Genomic DNA, 19,093 nt, shown 5'->3' on the forward strand with positions numbered 1-19,093 from the left:
GGATCTGGTCCGAGCGGCGTTCGATACGGCCGGCGATGGTGTTGACCTGGGTGGCTGTGGCGTGGGGTCGCTCGGCTGATTGGCGGGTCACGACTTTGACTCCTTGGCAGGGGTTGTGGGGGATGCGGCCGTCGGCGACGGCTTCGCGCATGAGGAGGCCGAACAGGGACATGACGCTGGCGGCGCTGCTGTCGGCGAGGTGGGTTTTCAGTTGTTTGACGAAGACCTTGACGGCTTGGCGGGTGATCTTGGTTAGGGGTGTGTCGCCGAAGCGGGGGAGGACGTGGTTGCGGAGGTGGCTGCGGTAGGCGGCCCATTTGGCGTCACCGGCGATGTGGCCGGCTTCCCAGATCTGCACCCATTCGGCGAGGGTGATTCGTCCGAGGGTGGGGTCGAGGTAGGTGGCGAGGGCCTGGTCGAGGTCGACCTGCTTACGCCGGATGTCAGCGGCCCTCTGGGTGGGGTGGACGGAGTCGGTGGCGACGGTGCCGTCGGGTAGTCGTAGCCGGACCCGGTAGTTGGTGCCTCGTTGTTCTATCCATGCCATGGGCTGCTCCCGCCTGATGTGTGGTCATCGCGGTGTGCATGGACGCTTCGCTGCGGCGGTAGTGGCAAGTCGCGGTCCCGAACGGTGGTCGTGGGTTTGCGGCGGGGTCGTCGGCCGGTGGCGGGTTGGGCGGCGTTGGTGATGATCGCGGCGAGGTCGGCGGGGGAGAAGCGCAGGTGTTTGCCAAGGAAGGTGCACGGCACCTGACGGGCGGCGGCCTTCTTTCGTAGCCAGGACTCGCGTACCTGTAGACGCTGTGCCGCCTCGGCGGGGGTGTAGAGCAGCGGCTGACTGTCCCCGCTCACGCTGACGGCCTGGTTGGGATAGCCGGAGTGTCGTGGTTGTGATGGCGTAGCCATGAAGTGGTCTCCAAGAGGTATGGATGTGATGGAACCGGGTGGGCCTCTGGGCCAGGGAGGCATGACACGACGACGGCCGACGCCCAAGGCGTCGGCCGTCGTTTGCCGATAGCAGGTGGTGCATGTGCCGGGAGGAGCGATCGTTACTTGCGGCGGGGTGAGGTTCGGTCTCCGGTCGCGTTGCACGACGGGTTGGAGCATCGGACTACGGATCAGAAGGTTAGGGGTTCGAATCCCTTCGGGCGCGCAGAGCAAGGGGAAGCCCCCTACCCAGCCGAAACGGCAGGGTTGGGAGCTTTTTCGTGTCCGCCAGAATCAGCCTTCGAGCGGGGCGTGACGCAGCCAGGACACGTAGACGATGGTGTCTCCCGAGGGGCGTAGCGCAAGCTTGCGGATGACCCACCACTGGTCCAGCCGCAGCACGGCGAGCGTTATGACCACGAGGATCGGGCAGCGATGGCGAGTCCGCGCTCCGCGGCAGTGTTCGTCAGTGCTTCACCGTTGACATAGAGCCGGTGGGAGAGGTGAGCCAACGTCGCGACGACATCGTCGATGAGCTGTTGGTTGCTGAGCGTGACCGCGAGTCTAGGGTCAGCAGGCCGAGGCCGTCGCGCTGCGGCCTACTTTCTTCACATCGACCTTTCTTCACATCGACTTTGTTGACATCGACGTTTCCGAAGATCGAGGATGATCGCAGCATGTACGTCACGTCAGGTCGTTTCAGTTGGCGCTGACGAATACGGGGGTGCGATCGTCAGTGCGAATGTTCATGTCGGCGCGGCCGGCGGAAGTCGTCGTAGCTCGTAGCCGCCGGGGTGGCCTTCCGTGACCGGGGCGCCGGCATCGATCGTCGACCTGCTCGGACGTGGGGTTGCGGGCTCCGGTCGCCTCGTCAGCGTGGCACCAGGGCGTGCGGACAGGATCCTGACCTTCGCCGACCTGGACGCAGCATCCGGCCTCGGTGCATCGGCGCTCGGAGCCGTAGGTGACCGAGCCCGGGCTGGTCGGAACGTCGTTCTCGCGTGCAACGACCCACTCGCCTTCGTCACCGCCTTCTTCAGCGCGGCGAAGAACGGTGACGTCCCGGTGCCCGGGCCGAGCAGGCCGCTGTCCAGCCAGGCCCACCTTCGGCGCCTGCTCGGCATCGTCGAAGCCTCCCGGGCGAGCATCGTGGTCACCGACGAGCCTTCCCCGACGGAGTTGCGGGAGCGCCTGGAGGGGACCGGGGTCGTTGTCGTCCCGGCGGTCGACCTGAACCACGCCACCCGCCCGTACCGGACACCCCGGCCCAACGACACCGCGTACGTGCAGTACACGTCAGGGTCGGTGGCGGCCCCGAAACCGATCATGATCCGGCAACGGCAGGCGCTCGCCCAGCTCGCCCAGGCTGCTGCGGCCTACGCGGAGGACCGGTCCAGCGTCAGCGTCAACTGGGTACCGCTGTACCACGACATGGGCCTGGTCACCAGCGTGCTTCGCCCGCTCTGGTCCGACTACACCTCCGTCGTGCTGGACCCGATGGACTTCGTTCGCGATCCGGGGTACTGGCTGGCCGAGATGACCAGGTGGCGGGCCACTCACACATCGGCACCCGACTTCGGTTACGCGCTCTGCGCGACGCGGGTCGCCGCTCCCGAGCGCTTCAATCTGACGTCGCTGCGGGTGGCGCGTAGCGCTGGCGAGATGGTTCGGGCGAGGACCATCGCGGCCTTCACGGAGGCGTTCCGCCCCTCTGGGTACGACCCGATCGCGTTCAAGCCCTCGTATGGCATGGCTGAGGCGACGTTGACCGTTACCACGTGCCCCCGGGACGAACCGCCTCGTCTGGTGCGGATCTCCCGCCGGGCCTTCCGAGACGGAGTCGTCGGCGATCCGCAGGGGGAGGACGACGTCCTGGAATTCGTGTCGAGCGGGCGTCCTCTGGCCGGCACGACGGTGACCGTCGTCGCCCCCTCCGGCGAGGTCTTGCCGGAGGGGGCGATCGGCGAGGTCGTCGTCTCAGGACCGCAGCTGGTCTCCGACGACTTCGCCACTGGTGACCTGGGCTTCCTTGTGGACGGCGAACTCGTCCTGATCGGTCGTAGCCACGAACGGTTCCAGATACATGGTGAGAACTTCTACAGCGGCGAGATCGAGACGCTGGTCACGGAGCACGAGCCGAGGGTGCGAGGGGGACGCGTCGCGGCGTTCGTCGCGTCAACGGACGGTGCCGGGCCCGCGGGTCTCGTCCTTCTCGCCGAGCTGCGCCGGGAGTATTCGACGGCGCCCGCGGAGCAGGCCGGCGCGATCGCCAAGCACATCCGCCGGGTGCTCAGCCGGGAGTTCGGTCTGAGCGTCCAACACGTCGGCTTGTTTCCCCCGAAGTCGCTACCGGTCACCACGAGCGGCAAGCTCTGTCGCGACCGGTGTCGCCTGGAGTTCGAGCGGGCCGGCGACGGTGCCTTCGCTCCGGTGACCGGTTGACCGCGGTCGGCTAGGGCCGGAGGTGGTCCAGCTTCGGCCAGGTCAGCGCGGCTGACGCCCACGTGCTGCCGGCCCCGAACGAGGTCAGCAGCACCTTCTTGCCCGGTGCCAGCAGCCCGGCCTGCATCGCGTCGGCCAGGGCCAGCGGGATCGACGCGGCAGCGGTGTTGCCGACCCGGTCGAGGTTGACGTAGCAGCGGTTCTCGGGGAGGCCCAGATTGGTGGCGACGGCGCGGAGAATACGCAGATTCGCCTGATGGCCGACGAGCAGGTCCAGTTCCGCTGAGTCCCAGCCGACCGTTCGCAGGATGTCCGACGAGGAGGCGGTCATCCGTCGTACGGCGTGCCGGAAGACCGCTCGGCCGTCCATGCGCAGGTAGTCCCGGTCGCCGTCCAGGGGAAGCGGATGACGGGATCCGCCGGCCGACTTGATGATCAGGTCGGCCTGATTTCCGTTGCTGCCCAGGTCGAACGCCAGGACCTGACCGTCGTCGCCGAACGAACCCGCCCTCAGCACTACCGCGCCGGCGCCATCACCGAACAGCGGGGCGACGACCTGGTCCTGCGGGTTCACGAGCGTGGTGAAGGTGTCTGCCGCTATGAGCAGGACGCTCTCTGCCAGACCGGAAACGATCATGGACGTGGACACGGACAGGCCGTAGACGAACCCGGAGCACACCGCGTTGACATCGAACGCCGGCACGTTGGGCAGGCCCAGTCGGGCGGCAACCGAGGGAGCGGTCGCCGGGCACGGAAAGTCTGGGGTGGTGGTGGCGAGGACCACCACGTCGACAGCCGGATGTCCGGCCATGTCGAGCGCTCGGCTCCCGGCCGACACCGCCAGATCCGAGGTCGCCGCGTCCGCGTCGTTGACGTGCCGGGCGGTGATGCCGGTCCGTGAAGTGATCCATTCGTCCGAGACGCCGAGCCGGCGCTCCAGGTCGGCGTTGGTGAGCCGGCCGGGCGGGACCCAACCTCCGATGCCCGCGAGCACCGCCGTTCGCGATGCCCGCCCTCCCCGCTGGGTGGTGAACTGCATGCTCTCTCCTGTCCGTACCCGCCGGAGCGGGCGTCCGCCCGGCCTGCGTTGATGGGCTCGGATCGCTCACCCTTCGCCGAACGACTCACCGCATGTCGGGTCGACGCCCGCCATGGCGACGAGCAGTTCCTCGAGCCGAAAGGCGAACGCCGCACTCTGCTGGCGGCTCAGATAGTGGGTGTCCACCCAGAACGACAGTTTCGCGACCGGCCAGACCTCCCACACGTGCATATAGAAGGTCATCTGTTCGGCCTCGGCGGAGTCGCACCAGCCGAACTCGGACTGGCGCAGGAGCGCCGGATAGTCGGCGGGCTCGTGGGTGACCTTCTCGTAGGGCAGGGTCGGACGGTGGTAGTTGAAGGTACGGCCCAGTTCGGGAGCGGAGGACCGACCGGAACTCACTTCCTCGATCAGCGCCGTCGCCGCTGTCGGGTCGAGTTGACCGTAACGCGCTGCGGCCAGCAAGGACGCGTGCGTACGGGCCAGGACCGTGGCATGGTCGCCGTGTAGATCCAGGTACAGGGGCACCGGCTGCGACAGGTGTCCCACCGTGGTTCGCAGCCGTGAGTGATTCCGATTCGTCACCACCACGAAGAGGCCGCTCTTGCGACCGCCGTCGTGCTCGGCCAGTGTGTGGGCGGCAGCGGTCAACAGCACCGACGAGGGCGCGACCCGGTACGTGGCCGCGACGGCTCGGGTGGCATGCGCCGTCGCGGCCGAGTTGAAGGCGGCATGCCAGAACCGCGGTGCCGTCGTCGATCGCGGCGGGGAGCGGTCCAGCGCCGGCATGGACTCCAGTTGCCGGCGCCAGAAGGACAGGGCCCGCTGTCGGGCCTCGCGACCGCGTTCGCTGCGCTCGTGCCGGCCCTCGTCCAACGGTTGCCACCCCCCGTCCTCGTCATCGGCGTGCTCACCGCGAAGTTGTCGGGAAAGTTCGTCGTGGAGTACGTGCAGACTCCACCCGTCGACTGCGGGCAGCGACGTGACCAGGACGAGGTGACCGGCTCCCGAGATCGTCCGTACGACCGCGGCGCGGACCTGAAGTTCCCGGTCACATCGGAACGGCCGCTCCCGCAGCCTCGCCGTGATCTCGCTGGTCATTACCGACAACTGGGTGTCCGAGACCAGCACGATTTCGACGTCGATCGAACCGGCGGGATGGGCGTACGCCCACAGCTGCGCGTCCCGGTCACGCTCGTAGGTGGTCCGTAGCGCCTCGTGCCGGACCACCGTCACCCGCAGGGCCGCCAGTACCTCGTCGTCGCCGACGGTGGGAGGGATGTCGACGACCAGCGGCAGATTCAGATGCGGCCCGTAGCGGAACTCGAGGTCGGCTAGGACCTGCCAGGCAGCGAGTTGGCCGCTGGGGACCATGCCGTTCCTGGCCGACGCGCCCTGGAAGGTGAGCAGCCGCGCGTCACGGAGGGGGGACACGACTATTCGCCGCCTGACAGCGCCGGGGCCAGTTCCTGCACGAGTCCCCACAGACCTCCCGGGGTCTCGGTCGCCGGGCTGTTGAGCAGGTCGTCCGGCACGACGACCTCGAACTCGTCCTCCAGTTCCGTGAGGAGAGCCACGACCCCCAGCGAGTCGAGGCCAAGCTCCGTCAGCTCCGCGTCGGGCGAGAGCGGCGAGTCGGCGGGCAGGCAGAGGTGGCGCCGGACGAGAGCCTCGAAACTGACAGGCCAATGAGACTGGTTCACTTCTGCTCCAGATGTGTGACGGGTGGGGTTCGCCGAGGACGGGTGGTCGCGAGGTCCGGCCGAGGCCGGGGGCCCTTCATGCCGGGGACACCGAACTCAGCCGGTGCGCGAGGTCTCTGAGGGTCGACGCTTCGAACACGTCGTCCAATCCGACCGGGACGCCGGTCTCGTCTGCCAACCGCTCGGCGAACAGGACCGCCGTGAGGGAGTCCGCGCCCAGGTCGAACAGGTCGTCCGTGGGTGCGACAGCGGTGTGGAAGACCGCCGCCGCGACGGTCAGAACCGTCTGCAGGTGATCTTTCTCGGGCACGTGTTCAACTCCTACGTGTCTCGTAGCCGGTGACCGGGGTCGGCCCCCGTTGCTCGGCAGTGGTCCGCCGTCGATGCGGCATCAGTCACCTACCTGTCGCGTCGGAAAGGAGAGGCCCAGGCCGGCCGGCGGCCGCTCAACCAGCGGAGTGTTGCGGGCACAGATCCGGAGCGTGCCGGCGGTGAGGCTGCCGGTCGGCGACCACTCACCCGGCCGGGCGATCCCCCACGGCACCAGACTGGCCAGCAGCAGCGGGTCGAACGGGACCCACCGGTCGTGCAACTCCAGCTCCAACCAGGTGTGTGGTACCGAGTAGGGAGTTGCCAGCAGCAGGCCGAACGACGTACGAGCCGGGACACCGGCACGTTGTGCCGCCGCGCACAGGTACCGCGCGGCTAACTCGCAGTCAGCGAGCCCCGCCCGGTCGACGAAGGCGAGATCCTTCCAGAGGGTCGGCGGAAGCAGGTGGTGGCGTACGCCGGCCATCCGGGCGAAGACCGCGCGCAGTGCGTCGGGAACCTCGACCGGCGAGTGGTGGACCCGCTGCCGTAGCAGCGCCGTCGGCCCGTGCGGAGTTCTCCCCACATTCTCGGCCAGCGACCGAACCCGGGGGTGGAACTCGTGGTCCCCCCGGCAGCGTTCACCTGCACAGGCGCACCGTGTCACCATCTTGACCTCGTACGTGGCCGGGCTTCCGGAGGCGCAGCGTTCCAGCGACCTGCGCCACCGGCGCATGGCGAGGTAGTCCGGAGACGGCAGGCGGAGTGCCACCGTTGCGCTGATCAGGTCGAGCCGCTCGAAGAGCAACTCCGTGCCGTGGCGGCGGTGCGGGAGGCCGAGCCCGGCGAGGAAGGCCAGCAGATCGGGGGTCAGCGCGTAACGCAGCGCACCGGCGGCGGGAAACGAGAAGGTGCGGAGCTGGTCGGGAATCCGACGAGCCGCATCGACCAGGTCGGCCGCGGCGGCCTGGAAGGCGGGACCACCGGAACCGTCCAGTGGTGGAGGCCGGTCGGGAGTCATGTTCGGGTCGGTGCGGGCGTCCAGTCCGGTCACGCCGCCGGTGCCCATGGGGGACCTCACCAGATGCCCTCCGCCCGTTCGACGACCGTCCCGCTGACCCCGGTGACGGCGCTCAGGTGGCACATCGGCACGTCCCCCGCCGTCACCTCGATGAGAAGCCGTTCGGCACCGAGGAGCACCTCGGCCACATCGGCCCGGGACAGGTAAGCGGTATCGACCCAGACCAGCAGGTCCACCTCGGTCAGGAAGCGCTGCGCCAGCACGAACATCCCGGGGCTCTCGTCGTCCGCGGCGGGCGTCCAGCGGAGCACCGTTCCGACGGCGAGCCCTCGCAGTGCGATCGCGTCGACGGTTGGGGTGGCGGGTGTCGGACCGGGGCTCGCGGCGAAGTCGAAGACCACCGGTAGGGTCCCCGAGGCACCGACGCAGGGGTCGTCTCCGTGGGTGAGCGCGGCCACAGCTGCCGGGTCGGGCTGGCCGTACCGGGCCGCGCGGAGCATCCGCTGGGCCGTCGTCGACACCACCTTTCCGAACGTCTCTTGGGACACGTCCAGGTACACCGGGGCGATCTGGGCGTACCGGCCAAGAGATCGCCGCGTCTGCGCCAGGTGCCGGTTGTCGGTGAGCAGGGAGACACCGATCCCGGGCTGGCCGAGCCGGAGCCCGATCATCACGGCCAGCCCGCCGAGCAGGACGGTCTGAATCGGCACGCCCCACTTCACGGCGACCTGTTGGGCCGCCTGCGCCAAGGCTGAGGAGGTGAAGTGAACTGCCCAGCGCCGCGGTGCCTCGACGACCGGGCGGTAGCGCGGTGGCGGCGTCGCCCGTACGTGGTCGAGCTGCTCACGCCAGAACGCCAGGCTGGCCGCGGCAACGGACTTGGATTGCTCGCCCGACTCGTAGGCGACCTGGTCGAGGGGCTGCCACTCCGGTGTCACCAGGTCCTCGTGGGGAACGTCGGCGTCGTTGAGCCGAGTGTGCAGCCACCGCCAGAGCTTGGTGAGGCTCCAGACGTCGGCGGCGATGTTGGACAGCCCGACCACCAGCACCGTCGGGCGTCCGTCCGACATGATCAGACCGAAGCAGATCGGCGGCGCCGAACGCAGGTCAAACTGGGTCGCCGCCAGTTCCTGCGCCAGTGCCGCGGCGGCCTGCTTGGGCGGCTGCCCGTCCGTCTGGCGCAGCCGCAGGTCGAAGGCCCCCTCGCCGAGCACCTGCTGCTCGGGCTCTCCGATCCCGTCGAGCCGGTACGTCGTCCGCAGCGTCTCGAAGCGGGTGACCGCGTCGGTGGTCACCCCGATGACCTGGTCCACCGTGTATTCCGAGCCGATGTCGACCTGCAGGGTGAGGGTCGTGCGATTCTCGTGTGGGGCGAGATCCCGGATGATGTCCCAGCACCAGCGTTGCCCCCGGGACAACGGTCCGTCTCGGACCGGAAGTCCTGCGAAACGGATGAGGAGAGACGTTCGGAGCTGGCCTGTCATGTGCAGGTCCTTTCGCGCGTGCGTCATTCAGCTGCCCGCGCTCTCGTAGCGACGTAGCCCGCGGCGGAACACCCAGATGGCGATGAACACGCAGGCCACCGCGACTGCGGGCGTGAGGAGGCCGATCGTGGCGTCGACACCATCGGCCAGGTAACTGACCGGGTAGTAGCTGGTGAAGGCGAAAGGCACGACCGTCGTCAGCACCACGCGAAGGCCGACCGGATAGATGCCCAGGGGATACCTGGCCAGCTCACCGACCTGATGCATCGCATAGGCGACCACCGGGTTGCGTCCCTGCAACCAGAAGGACGCTGCGTTGGTCGCCAGATTCATCGCGAGCTTCACCACGACGGCGCTGCCCGCCAGCAGGACGAGGATCAACCCCTGCAGCGGCGACCACTGGAGAGGGGCGTAGCACAGCGCCACGACGATCATCGCCGTGCCCAGTACGAGGTTGCCGAGTCCGTTGAAACCGACCGCTGAACTCATCAGTTGGAGGGCCACCGGATAGGGCCGGACGAGCAGGTAGTCCAACTCGCCGGAGTTCACCATCGCGGCCAGGCGCCAGGTGCCCTCGAACAGCAACGAACCAATACCCTCGGCGACGGTCACCATCGCGTACATCAGCGCGACCAGCCAGAAGGACCAACCGTCAAGGTGTGGCACCCGGGCGAAGAGGGCCGCCAGGAAGATCAGTCCCACCCCCTGGCTGAGGACTGCCGCGAAGATCATGACGAGGAAGTCGGCCTTGTACTGGGCCGCGGCGCGCAGCTGCGCACCGAGCAGTCGGACGTACAGGCGGGCGGTCCGCATCCACTCTCCGGTCATGTCAACCTCCGTGCACCGTGAGCTGACGGACCGCGGTGGCCCACGTCGCCCTGGCCAGGAGCCAGAGCAGTAGGGCCCAGACCACCTGCAACAGCAGGCCGCGCACGGCGGCGAGCCCGTGCAGGTCCCCGGCCAGGATCAGTGCCGGGGTCGAGGTGATACCCGCGAAGGGCAGGTACTCGGCCACGGTCCCGAACCACGATGGCAGGAACGACAGCGGGATCAGTGCACCGGAAAGCAGGTTGACCACCGCGACGCGGGCCCAGTTGATCCCCAGGTAATTCTGTGTCCAGAAGCAGGCGAGGCCGGTGATGTAGACGACCAGGAACTTCAGCGGTACGACCGCTGCCAGGCTCAGCACGAACAGCAGTAGGTGGACGGGGTCGGGCCAGAAGATCGTCCCGAGCAGCGTGATCACCCCGCACCACCCGAGCGCCGCCACCAGCAGCTCGATCCAGACGCCGCCGACGGTCTCGGCCAGTCGGGCCTTCTGGTAGTCGATAGGTCGGGTCAGGTCCACCGCCACCATTCCGCTCTGGATCCGGGCCGCCATCCCGAAGTCCGTGTACAGCGAGACGAGCGCGCCGCAGCTGAAGGCCACCAGCAGGTAGGACTTCATCTGTGGCCAGGTCAGACCGTTGACCTGGCCGGCACCGATGACCGCGTGCCAGATGGCCAGCAGTGCCAGCAGCTGGAAGATCAGCCCGAACATGCTGAACACGAAGGTCAGCCGGTAGGTCAGCACACTCCGGGCGGAGGCGCGCGCGAGCGCGAGGTACGGTCTCATGCGTCCACGCCCTGCGGGGGCAGCACCAGCAGCTCACCCCGGTAGACCCTCCGGACCACGTCCTCGATCTGCGGCTCCTGTAGCCGAAAGTCGACGACGTCGACCTGTCGGGTCAGCGCGTCGAGCACCTCGGTGGCTCGGTGGGCGAACCGGTCGAAGACCACCACCAGTTCCCGGGTCGAGGCGCCCTGCTCGACCTGCGCCTCCGGCAGGCCGGCCCGCAGCGCGGCCAGATCGACCGGTGCGTCGACCTGCACCGACAGCTGCCGTTGCCGGGCGTACGCGTCCTTCGCCCGACCGAGGTCGCCGTCGAAGATGATCCGTCCGTCATCGATGATGATCAAACGTCGACACACGTCCTCGATGTCACGCAGGTCGTGGCTCGTCATCAGGATCGTGGTACCGGCCGCCACCCGCTGCCGCAGGAACATCCGGACGCTGTCCTTGGCGGCGATGTCGAGCCCGATCGTCGGCTCGTCCAGATAGACGATGGCCGGCCCGTGCAGGAAGGTGGCTGCCAGGTCGGCGCGCATGCGCTGGCCGAGGGAGAGCCGCCGGGCCACCACCGGCAACAACTTGCCCAGGCCGAGCACCTCGTCGAACTCGTCGAGCCGTTCGGTGAACTGTGTCCGCGACACGCCGTACAGGTCGCGCAGCACCTCCAGCGAGTCCCGGACGGTCAGGTCCCACCACAGTTGGGAGCGTTGGCCGAACAGCACCCCGATCTGCCGGGCGTTGACGAGCCGGTCCCGGTGGGGATCCACGCCGGCCACCCGTACGGTGCCGGAGCTGGGTATCAGGATCCCGGCCAGCAGCTTCACGGTCGTGGACTTGCCGGCTCCGTTCGCCCCGACGTACGCGACCGCCTCGCCTCGGCCGATCGTGAGATCGACCGAGTTCACGGCAGCACGGTTCGTGTGGCGCGGACGTACCAGATGGCGGAGGGAGCCGCTGAGGCCCGGCGCCTTGTCGGGGCTCCGGAAGACCTTGGTGAGCCCGGCCGCGCGGATGACCGGCTCGGACGCGCTACTCATGACAGGATCGAATCGGGGCTCGCGTCCGCCGGTGACGGACGTCTGACGGTGTCGTCCTGGCTGCGCGCCGGGCGGTCCGGTCGTCCGATCGGATCCACCGGGCGCCAGCTCAGAAACCGCCGCTCTGCGAAGAACCACTTGCCGTCCTCGCGTACCTGCGGGCGGGGATGGAACATGTGCAGCAGTGGATCGTCATACCGATCCAGGGAGCCCATGAACTCGACCCGGAAGGCGAAGTCGAGATCCTCACCGCCCCAGCCCTCGAAGCGCTCGTCCATTCCCCGCACCCGCATGAACAACGGCATGCGGAGCCAGACACAGTGGCCGGGTGGCCGTCTCAGGTAGACGCCACGGACGCGATCGAGGTCGACCGCCTCGCCCAGCAGGCAGCGATGCCGGACGGCGTAGTCGGTCGAGGCAGGATCCAGGCAGAGTGCGTCCAGGTACGGCCAGTGCGCCTGGCTGCCGCGGCGGTGAAACCGATCGAGGTTGCGCCGAACGAAGTCCCGGTCGACAAGCACGTCGCTGTCCAGGATGCAAAGTATTTCGGCGTCTCCCGCCTCGGCCACCACCCCAACGTTGACCGCCCAGGACTTGTTGAACCGGCGCGTCGAGTGCACATGGAGGTAGCGGTCGACGAAGGGTCGGATGACGTCCTCGTGGCGGGCGTGGCTGTCGAGTTCCACCACGACGCACCGGTAGTTCTCCCGCGGCATGGACTGGTCGGCCAGGGCGCTCAGGCAGGCCAGCAGGTTGCGCAGCCGGGGCAGGGCCGGATCGGAGTCCCGGAAGGGAATGACCACGAGTACCTGCGCGTCGCTGGCTCCGGTCGGTGCGGGGGTGCCCTGCGCCGGAACGAGGTCCGCCGCGGCGATCGGAGCGGCCTCCACGGGCTCGTGGCCGACGTGCATGGCGAGCCGGCTGTACGCGTCGGCGCGTACCGCCGAGGCGGCCAGTTCGGGCCATGGCGGCGCACCGCCCTCAATCCGGCTGGCCACCGTGGCGGTGAGCAGGTCCAGCGTGGCGGGGGTGGCGACGCCTCCGGCGATGGCGTCCAGGCCGGCCGTGACCTCCGGGTCGCCGACCGCGCGCAGCGACTCGGCCACCGCGCAGTGGTCCTCGCGGGCGAACTCCCAGAAGACGTCCGCCGCGGTCTGCGCGAACTCGTCGTGGGCCAGCACGGCGCTGTCCACGGCGGCTCGCGCGACGACCTTCGGGTCCGCTCGCCAGCGGCGAACGGGTGCGTCGGATGCGGTCATCGTCAGGACCCCTCTCCCGTCGGGTTCGATTGAGGCACGGCGCGGAGGCGGAGCCGCTCGACGCCGACGCGCAGCTCGACGAAGCCACCCCCGGCCGGATGTGCGACCTCGATGGCGGCCAGTGAGCTGGTGACCACGCGGGCTCCGTGCGTCGCCAGTTCTGCCGTTCCGATGCCGACGCAGAAAGCCGGCGCGGCGACCGCGGCTGTCACCCCGACCACCGAATCCTCGAACACGACGGTCTGGCTGGGTCCGAGGTCGAGCAGCCGCGCCGCCAGTCGGTAGCCGTCGGGGTGCGGCTTGCCCCGGGTGACGTCGCCCCAGGCGACCAGGGCAGCGAAACATCCATCGAGCCCCAGGGCTCGTACCGCCTCGGTGGCGCGCTCCCGCGACGCCCCGGTGACCAGGACCGTCGGCACGGCAGCGGCGGCGAGCGTCCGGACGAAGGCAGCGGCTCCGCTGATCGGTACGACCGGCAGGCTGCTGTCCGCCTTGTGAACGGCCGCGAGTAGTCCATCCCGTTCCAGCGGATCGAGGCCGGGAAACAACTGCGCCACGGTGTGCTCGGCCGAACAGCCGACCACCGACGTCCGGATCTCCTCGGCGGACAGGACGCGGCCGTGCTGCCCGCAGACGTCACGCCAGAGCTGCACCACCTCTGCCTGTGTGTCGACGAGGACGCCGTCGAGGTCGAACAGGGCGGCGCGGAGCGTGGTCATCGTCCTGCCACCAGGTCGTGCCGTGCTCTCGCCGCCATGCCGCCGGCAACCATTGCGTGGAAGACGGCGGTGGCCATCACGGCAGGGTTGGCGGACCTCGCGATCAGCGTGTTGACCAGCACGGCGGATGCGCCCAGCTCCATCGCCTGGGCGACGTGGGCAGGAGAGCCCATGCCGCCTTCGAGGACCACGGGGACGGGCAGCCCGTCCAGGCACTCACGGACCGCGTCGACGTCGGCCACACCTGCGTAGCTACCGACCGGCGAGGCCAACAGCCGAATGGCGGGGCAGCCCGCGTCCGCGAGCAGGCTCGCCGTGCGGAGATCCGGCTGCACTAACGGCAGGGGAACGAAACCGTCGGCCAACAGCTCCTTCGTGGCCTGGATCGTCGACTCGGCGCAGGGCAGGTTCTGCGCGTTGCGGACGTCCAGCTTGATGATGTCCAGTCCCATCGACGCCCGTAGGCGCTGTGCGGTCTCGACGGCCGCATCGACGGACCGGGCGAACGAGGTGGTGCCCACCCAGAGATAGCTGTCCAGGTCGAGCTGGCCGTCCAGGTCGGAGAGCATCAGACTGGACCGGGTCTGTTCGAGGTCGTAGGTGGTGATGAACACGTCGGCGTGTGCTGCCCTCAACACCTCGCCGACGACCTCCGCCGAGGTGTAGAGCTCGATGCCCACGAGCAGCCGGGATTGGAACTCCCGGCTGCCGATGCGCAGCCACGGATCCCTACCGAACGTCTCGGTGACCAAGTGGTGTGTCATTGTTTCTCCCCGTCTGCTGGCCGTCGCCGGCTCCGCCGTTGTGCCGGGCACCCGGCCTCTGTCTGGCCGTGCCCGCTTCTATCCGTTGCGTCCGAGGCTCGATCGCCCGCCGCGGGTGGACGCGGCCGGGTGCGGCGCGGATGCCGCTCAGCCATCGGTGCGCCGAAGCTTGCCGCTCGCGGTGCGGACGAAGGTGCCCGACGGCCGGATCTCCAGCTCGACGTGGTGGGATCCGAGAGCTTCGACCACGGCCTGTACCTCCTGCCGCAGCGCGGAGGTACCCGAGGCCGTGCACTCGATCCGCACGACGAGCGTGTCGGTGCGGTGCCGGTGCGCCGTGGCGACGACATCGGTGACGGTGGGAAGCTCCCGCACCGCGGCTTCGACCCTGGCGTTCAGCTCGCGGTACCGGTCGTCCAAGCGGCCGAGGATGAATAGGTAGCCGTCCTCGCTCAGGTAACCGAGGTCGCCGGTCCGGACGAGGCCGGGCGTCCTGTCGAGCCGGTCCACCCGTCGCGGCCACACCTGCACCTCGCCGGGCTCGCCCGCCCGCGCCTGCTGGTCGCCGGCCGTGATCTGTACCTTCACCCCGGGCAGCGGCCGGCCCACCGATCCGGGCCTGCGGAGCCAGTCCGATGTCGAGATCTCGCTGACAATCCCGGCCGATGTCCCGTAAAACTCGTGCAGGACCGGCCCGAACAGGTCGATGGCGGACCGCTTGATGTCGGGCGGGCAGGATGCCCCGCCGTGCAGTACGACCTTGAGGCTTCGCGCCGGTGCCACCCGCCGGTCGACAAGTTCCACCAGCCGGTCCGGGCTCAGGAAGGTGCTGTCCGCCGCGTAGCGGTCCACCAGGCCCGCGAAACCGTTGACGGACCAGCTGTCCTGAGCCACGACAGCGCTGCCGGCCTGCAGTGCGTACAGGGCCGGACCCAGCGTGCCCAGGTGGGCGGTCAGGTTCGTCATCACGTGCGGGCCGTGGCGCATCCCGGCCGCATAGCGATCGAGGACGGCGACCCCCCGGTACGGGTACCACGGACGGGCGCGCCGCACCGCGGTCGGCGCCCCGGTGGTGCCGGACGTGGCGAGGACCAGGTATCCGCCGGATCTGGGCGGCGGATCGTCGCCCCGCCTGCCGTTCAGCTCGGATGTGCCGACCTGTGGCACGGCGATCCCGATGTCGCCGTCCGTTCCGTCGGCGACGTGCAGGCGCGTGTCGACCTGGCCGAGCAGCCCTCGGCCACCGTCGTTCGAGATGTGCCACGGCTCGACCGGAAAGAAGCCGAACCCGTATCGCAGGGTCGCCAACGCCAGCGCGAAGAACTCCGGGCCGACCGGCAGGCTGGTGGAGACCACCGCCCCGTCCGGGACGCCCAGGTCGCTGATTGCCGGGCCGTAGCGGTCCGCGAGGTCCACCAGTTCGCCGAAGGTCTGGCTCCGGTCGCCTCGGACGACGGCGACTCGAGCGTGATCCGCGTCGGCGGTGTGCCAGGGACTCCATGCGTACGGTCGCGCCACGCCACCCTCCCATCAATCGATTATCTTCGATGTATTGGCCTGCACTGCCCCCTTGAACGACTCCAAGGGGGCGGTGCCCGCGTTCAGTCGGGCGGATCGAGGAGCATGGTCTTCGATCCACTGCTCCGAACCAACGTCATTGTTGGAACTCCAGCCGGGGGAACAGCGCCGGTGGCTTGGTGACCGCGCGCCCAGTGAGGTCGGCCAGCCAGTCGTCCGCGTCCGGCACGGCGCGCAGACTGCCACCGAGTGCCTCGACGATGGCCTTTCCCGGAGCCGGCAGGAACGGTGTCACCAGCGCCCCCAGTTGCTGCACGGCACCGGCCAGGTGGTGCAGGGTCGTGTCCAGTTGCGCGGCGGCCGAATCGTCGCGGTCGGCGAGCTTGGCAAGCTGCCACGGAGCCCGTTCGTCCACATAGGCATTGGTCCGCCGGACCAGGTCCCAGATCCTGGCCAGTGCCTGCCGGTGGTCGTAGCCGGCCATCGCCTCGACGCTGCCGGCCCGACTGGCCGTGACCTGCTCGGCCAGTGCGGCCTCGCTTGGTCCCGCCGGCGCGGTGGGCGCCGGTATCACACCGTCCCGGTAACGCAGCGTCATGCTGGTCGCCCGACTCACCAGATTCCCGAGTCCGTTCGCGAGATCGGAGTTGTACCTCGCGACCAGCCGCTCCTCGCTGAAGTCGCCGTCGGTGAAGGGCGCGAAGTCGGCGAGGAGGAAGTACCGGACGGCGTCGACGCCGTACCGGGCGACCAGGTCCGCCGGGTCCACCACGTTGCCGAGGGTCTTGCTGAGTTTCTGCCCGCCGGCCGTGATGTATCCGTGCACCATCACGTCGCTGGGGATCGGCAGGCCGGCGGACATCAGCATGGCAGGCCAGTACACGGCGTGGAACCGAACGACACCCTTGCCCACCACGTGCACGCGTCGCCGGGCGCCGGCCCAGTAACGCTCGTACTCCACCGAGCCCCGAGTCCAGCCGAGGGCATTGATGTAGTTCGTCAGGGCGTCGATCCACACGTACATCACCTGGTCCGGATCGCCCGGCACCGGGATCCCCCAGCCGCGTGCCCGTGCGTTCGACCGCGAGATGCTGATGTCCTCCAGGCCGCCGCGCACGAAGCTGACCACCTCGTTGAGTCGGGTGGGCGGCACCACTCGAAGCGCACCGGACTCCAGCGCCGCGAGCAGTGGCTCCTGGTATCGCGAGAGCCGGAAGAAGTAGTTGTTCTCTCTGACCAGCTCCGGTGCGACGAGATGCTCCGGGCATTTTCCGCCCACCAGTTCACCGGGACTGTAGAACTGTTCGCAACCTACGCAGTACAGCCCTTCGTACTCCTTGGCGTAGATGTCTCCCTGAGCTGCCATGCGCTCCCAGATCAGTCGGGCGCCGTCAAGGTGGTCCTTGTCGACGCTCGTCCGGATGAAATGGGAGGGGCTAATTCCGAGGGCATCTATCATCTCCTCGAAATAGATCACGTTCCGGTCCACGAGATCTCTCGTGCTGATGCCCTCCCGCTCGGCCGCGAGAACATTCTTCAGGCTGTTCTCGTCCGAGCCGGTTAGGAAGAAGACGTCGGTTCCGTTCGCGGCCATGTGTCGGGAGAATGCGTCGGTCTGCACATATTCCAACGCATGCCCCAGGTGTGGGTGAGCATTGACGTACGGGATTGTCGTCGAAATAAAGGCGCTGTCGGTCATCTACTCCACTCTTCCCTTCCGGTTCGCAACGCCCACGATACCCTTCAGGACGGTCGGTTCACGGACGCCGTCGACCGACACCAAGGCGACGTCTTCCTCTCCGCAGATCGCCCGAAAGCGGGGATCAGTCAGAGCAGCCAGATCAGACAACCGGTAGTCGACAGCCCACTTGTACCTTCGGGATCCGCGGTGGCAGAGCGACCGCAGCTCAGGCCGGTCCAGCGCGGGATGGGCCACGATTAGGTGATCGCCCTCGGGAAGGCTCCGTACGTGACGGACGAGCTCCTCCGTCTTGGTCTCCGGCGAACGGGGCGTCAGGTGCCACAGTGAGTCCAATGCCAGCATCCGGCCAGGCCCAGGAATCGGATCCCGGCAGGCGAGCTCGAACTCGGCAGCTACCTGCGACAGCGCCTGGGTGTCTAAGACGCCGATGTGCGAGTCCAGGTGCGTGACCGGCACTCCCCAGTCCAACGCGGCGACGATCTGCGCCCGCAGTTCACTGACGACCTCGCTCCGTCGTGCCGTGCGGGCCAGTTCGGCCAGCCCCGGCTGCAGTCCACCGTCCTCATCGCACAGCGAAGCCGCTGGCGTGAGCGGCCGCCACCGCACCGACTCCCACTCACACATCAGTGCCAGATGTACGCCGAGCGGCAGTCCCGCCTCGACGGCCACCCGTATCCCGCGCTCGGCGTCGCCGGCCGGGACGATGACGGATGCCTGGGTGACCGCTCCCGCCTCGAACGCGGTCAGGATGCCGTCGGTGATGGCGGCGCACGCGCCGAGGTCGTCCGCCTGGACGACGAGCCGTCGCGCCGGCATCAGAACATTCTCCCGTATCCGCACGACAGGCACTGGTCCAGTGCGAATTCACCGCGCACGTTGGCGCGGTGCACGGCCATCCGCTCCGGCATGTTCCAGGCTTCCTCGATCGTCACGTCGCGAATGTTGCCGAAGGTCTTCTTGCCGAGGTAGTCCTCGCAGCACAGCATGAGATCGCCGTGTGCGTTGATGTGCAGCTCGTTCATGACCACCCCGCAGGCGGAGCGCCGCGTGTAACTTATCGGAATGATTCCGGCTCGGTTCGACGCCTGTGCCTGAATATCTTGAGCCGTCTTGTACCTGATCTTCGGGTGTTGCCCACCGAAACGGTCGAGCGTCTGTCGTACACCGGCCGGCATGGTATCGCCGTGCTGGGTGATGACAAAGGCGTCGACCGAGCGGTTCAGTCGATCGAAGAGGTCCGGGTTGAGAAAGTCGCCATTTGTGTAGAGCGCGATGCGGGCCAGTGGCATCGCCGCCCGGGCGAGGTCGAGCAGGTCCGGCATCCGCGGGTCAGCGAGCGGCTCGCCGTAGCGGTGCGGGGAGAACTGCATACAGAAGTTGTTCCCACCGAGGTCTGTCACGACCTTCTCGAAGAGTTCGGTCGGCATGCGGACCTCGTTGGCTCGGCTGCCGCGTTCGTAGATGCTATTCGGGCAGTAAGAACACCGGCGGTTACAGTAGGTCGTGGTCTCTACCTCGACGAACATCGGCTGGTGGTCAGCGAAGACCCCCATCGTA

At 68.4% G+C, this 19,093-nt stretch carries 20 protein-coding genes; 1 reads left to right on the top strand and 19 read right to left on the bottom strand.

The features are described from left to right. The 3 genes from I0C86_RS25040 to I0C86_RS44565 all read right to left on the bottom strand — a co-directional run. Positions 1-547 (bottom strand): phage integrase central domain-containing protein (locus I0C86_RS25040; RefSeq protein ID WP_196203727.1); only part of this gene is annotated, 547 nt, incomplete at its 3' end. Beyond that, positions 535-906, bottom strand: coding sequence for a helix-turn-helix domain-containing protein (locus tag I0C86_RS25045; protein ID WP_196203728.1), 372 nt, complete (start codon positions 904-906; stop codon positions 535-537). The genes I0C86_RS25045 and I0C86_RS25040, both read right to left, overlap by 13 nt. A 315-nt stretch (positions 907-1,221) precedes the next feature. Continuing rightward, positions 1,222-1,347, bottom strand: coding sequence for a hypothetical protein (locus tag I0C86_RS44565; protein ID WP_255527815.1), 126 nt, complete (start codon positions 1,345-1,347; stop codon positions 1,222-1,224). Between the two features lie 456 nt (positions 1,348-1,803). Here I0C86_RS44565 and I0C86_RS25050 point away from each other — a divergent pair, with 456 nt between their 5' ends. After that, entirely contained in the window at positions 1,804-3,369 is a 1,566-nt protein-coding gene (locus I0C86_RS25050; protein WP_196203729.1) for an AMP-binding protein, read from the top strand. Positions 3,370-3,379: 10 nt separating this feature from the next. Here the strand turns inward: I0C86_RS25050 and I0C86_RS25055 are convergent, their stop codons facing one another. From I0C86_RS25055 to I0C86_RS25130, 16 genes are all read right to left on the bottom strand, one after another. Next, entirely contained in the window at positions 3,380-4,408 is a 1,029-nt protein-coding gene (locus I0C86_RS25055; RefSeq protein WP_196203730.1) for a beta-ketoacyl-ACP synthase III, read from the bottom strand. A 66-nt stretch (positions 4,409-4,474) separates the two neighbouring features. After that, a complete protein-coding gene (locus I0C86_RS25060) occupies positions 4,475-5,842 on the bottom strand; it encodes a condensation domain-containing protein (RefSeq protein ID WP_196203731.1) in 1,368 nt (455 codons plus the stop codon). Positions 5,843-5,844: 2 nt separating this feature from the next. Beyond that, on the bottom strand, positions 5,845-6,111 hold the full coding sequence (locus tag I0C86_RS25065; protein ID WP_196203732.1) for an acyl carrier protein: 267 nt from the start codon (positions 6,109-6,111) through the stop codon (positions 5,845-5,847). Positions 6,112-6,187: 76 nt separating this feature from the next. Beyond that, entirely contained in the window at positions 6,188-6,421 is a 234-nt protein-coding gene (locus tag I0C86_RS25070; RefSeq protein ID WP_196203733.1) for an acyl carrier protein, read from the bottom strand. Positions 6,422-6,502: 81 nt separating this feature from the next. Then, on the bottom strand, positions 6,503-7,501 hold the full coding sequence (locus I0C86_RS45145; protein WP_196203734.1) for a transglutaminase domain-containing protein: 999 nt from the start codon (positions 7,499-7,501) through the stop codon (positions 6,503-6,505). Next, the gene (locus I0C86_RS25080) at positions 7,498-8,859 is read right to left on the bottom strand and encodes a condensation domain-containing protein (RefSeq protein ID WP_196203735.1); all 1,362 of its coding nucleotides are present in this window, start codon (positions 8,857-8,859) and stop codon (positions 7,498-7,500) included. The genes I0C86_RS45145 and I0C86_RS25080 overlap by 4 nt, the downstream gene beginning before the upstream one ends. A 93-nt stretch (positions 8,860-8,952) precedes the next feature. Beyond that, positions 8,953-9,753 carry an ABC transporter permease gene (locus tag I0C86_RS25085; RefSeq protein WP_230394743.1) on the bottom strand — a complete coding sequence of 267 codons (801 nt, stop codon included), beginning with the start codon at positions 9,751-9,753 and terminating at the stop codon, positions 8,953-8,955. Position 9,754: 1 nt separating this feature from the next. Continuing rightward, positions 9,755-10,540, bottom strand: coding sequence for an ABC transporter permease (locus tag I0C86_RS25090; protein WP_196203736.1), 786 nt, complete (start codon positions 10,538-10,540; stop codon positions 9,755-9,757). Then, complete coding sequence (locus I0C86_RS25095) at positions 10,537-11,574, bottom strand: ABC transporter ATP-binding protein (RefSeq protein WP_196203737.1); 1,038 nt, start codon at positions 11,572-11,574, stop codon at positions 10,537-10,539. Before I0C86_RS25095 ends, I0C86_RS25090 begins: the two co-directional genes overlap by 4 nt. Further along, positions 11,571-12,833 carry a glycosyltransferase family 2 protein gene (locus I0C86_RS25100; RefSeq protein ID WP_196203738.1) on the bottom strand — a complete coding sequence of 421 codons (1,263 nt, stop codon included), beginning with the start codon at positions 12,831-12,833 and terminating at the stop codon, positions 11,571-11,573. The genes I0C86_RS25095 and I0C86_RS25100 overlap by 4 nt, the downstream gene beginning before the upstream one ends. Positions 12,834-12,835: 2 nt before the next feature. Beyond that, the gene (locus tag I0C86_RS25105; RefSeq protein WP_196203739.1) at positions 12,836-13,552 is read right to left on the bottom strand and encodes an HAD family hydrolase; all 717 of its coding nucleotides are present in this window, start codon (positions 13,550-13,552) and stop codon (positions 12,836-12,838) included. After that, the gene (locus I0C86_RS25110; RefSeq protein WP_196203740.1) at positions 13,549-14,316 is read right to left on the bottom strand and encodes a beta/alpha barrel domain-containing protein; all 768 of its coding nucleotides are present in this window, start codon (positions 14,314-14,316) and stop codon (positions 13,549-13,551) included. The genes I0C86_RS25105 and I0C86_RS25110 overlap by 4 nt, the downstream gene beginning before the upstream one ends. Before the next feature lie 147 nt (positions 14,317-14,463). After that, positions 14,464-15,834, bottom strand: coding sequence for a class I adenylate-forming enzyme family protein (locus tag I0C86_RS25115; RefSeq protein WP_196203741.1), 1,371 nt, complete (start codon positions 15,832-15,834; stop codon positions 14,464-14,466). A 136-nt stretch (positions 15,835-15,970) separates the two neighbouring features. Further along, positions 15,971-17,533: a methionine--tRNA ligase gene (gene metG, locus I0C86_RS25120; RefSeq protein ID WP_196203742.1), complete on the bottom strand. Its 1,563-nt coding sequence runs from the start codon at positions 17,531-17,533 to the stop codon at positions 15,971-15,973. Beyond that, a complete protein-coding gene (locus I0C86_RS25125) occupies positions 17,534-18,352 on the bottom strand; it encodes a carbohydrate deacetylase (RefSeq protein WP_196203743.1) in 819 nt (272 codons plus the stop codon). After that, complete coding sequence (locus tag I0C86_RS25130; protein WP_196203744.1) at positions 18,352-19,089, bottom strand: radical SAM/SPASM domain-containing protein; 738 nt, start codon at positions 19,087-19,089, stop codon at positions 18,352-18,354. The genes I0C86_RS25125 and I0C86_RS25130 overlap by 1 nt, the downstream gene beginning before the upstream one ends. Positions 19,090-19,093 lie beyond the last annotated feature (4 nt).

It is taken from the genome of Plantactinospora alkalitolerans (genome assembly GCF_015690345.1).
GTDB lineage: Bacteria > Actinomycetota > Actinomycetes > Mycobacteriales > Micromonosporaceae > Plantactinospora > Plantactinospora alkalitolerans.

Bases quoted from the DNA above. Each gene is read 5' to 3' on its own strand.
- I0C86_RS25130 (WP_196203744.1), bottom strand. From the start codon at position 19,089: ATGGGGGTCTTCGCTGACCACCAGCCGATGTTCGTCGAGGTAGAGACC.
- I0C86_RS25045 (WP_196203728.1), bottom strand. From the start codon at position 906: ATGGCTACGCCATCACAACCACGACACTCCGGCTATCCCAACCAGGCC.
- I0C86_RS25100 (WP_196203738.1), bottom strand. From the start codon at position 12,833: ATGACCGCATCCGACGCACCCGTTCGCCGCTGGCGAGCGGACCCGAAG.
- I0C86_RS25090 (WP_196203736.1), bottom strand. From the start codon at position 10,540: ATGAGACCGTACCTCGCGCTCGCGCGCGCCTCCGCCCGGAGTGTGCTG.
- I0C86_RS25110 (WP_196203740.1), bottom strand. From the start codon at position 14,316: ATGACACACCACTTGGTCACCGAGACGTTCGGTAGGGATCCGTGGCTG.
- I0C86_RS25125 (WP_196203743.1), bottom strand. From the start codon at position 18,352: ATGCCGGCGCGACGGCTCGTCGTCCAGGCGGACGACCTCGGCGCGTGC.
- metG (WP_196203742.1), bottom strand. From the start codon at position 17,533: ATGACCGACAGCGCCTTTATTTCGACGACAATCCCGTACGTCAATGCT.
- I0C86_RS25055 (WP_196203730.1), bottom strand. From the start codon at position 4,408: ATGCAGTTCACCACCCAGCGGGGAGGGCGGGCATCGCGAACGGCGGTG.
- I0C86_RS25085 (WP_230394743.1), bottom strand. From the start codon at position 9,753: ATGACCGGAGAGTGGATGCGGACCGCCCGCCTGTACGTCCGACTGCTC.
- I0C86_RS25105 (WP_196203739.1), bottom strand. From the start codon at position 13,552: ATGACCACGCTCCGCGCCGCCCTGTTCGACCTCGACGGCGTCCTCGTC.
- I0C86_RS25095 (WP_196203737.1), bottom strand. From the start codon at position 11,574: ATGAGTAGCGCGTCCGAGCCGGTCATCCGCGCGGCCGGGCTCACCAAG.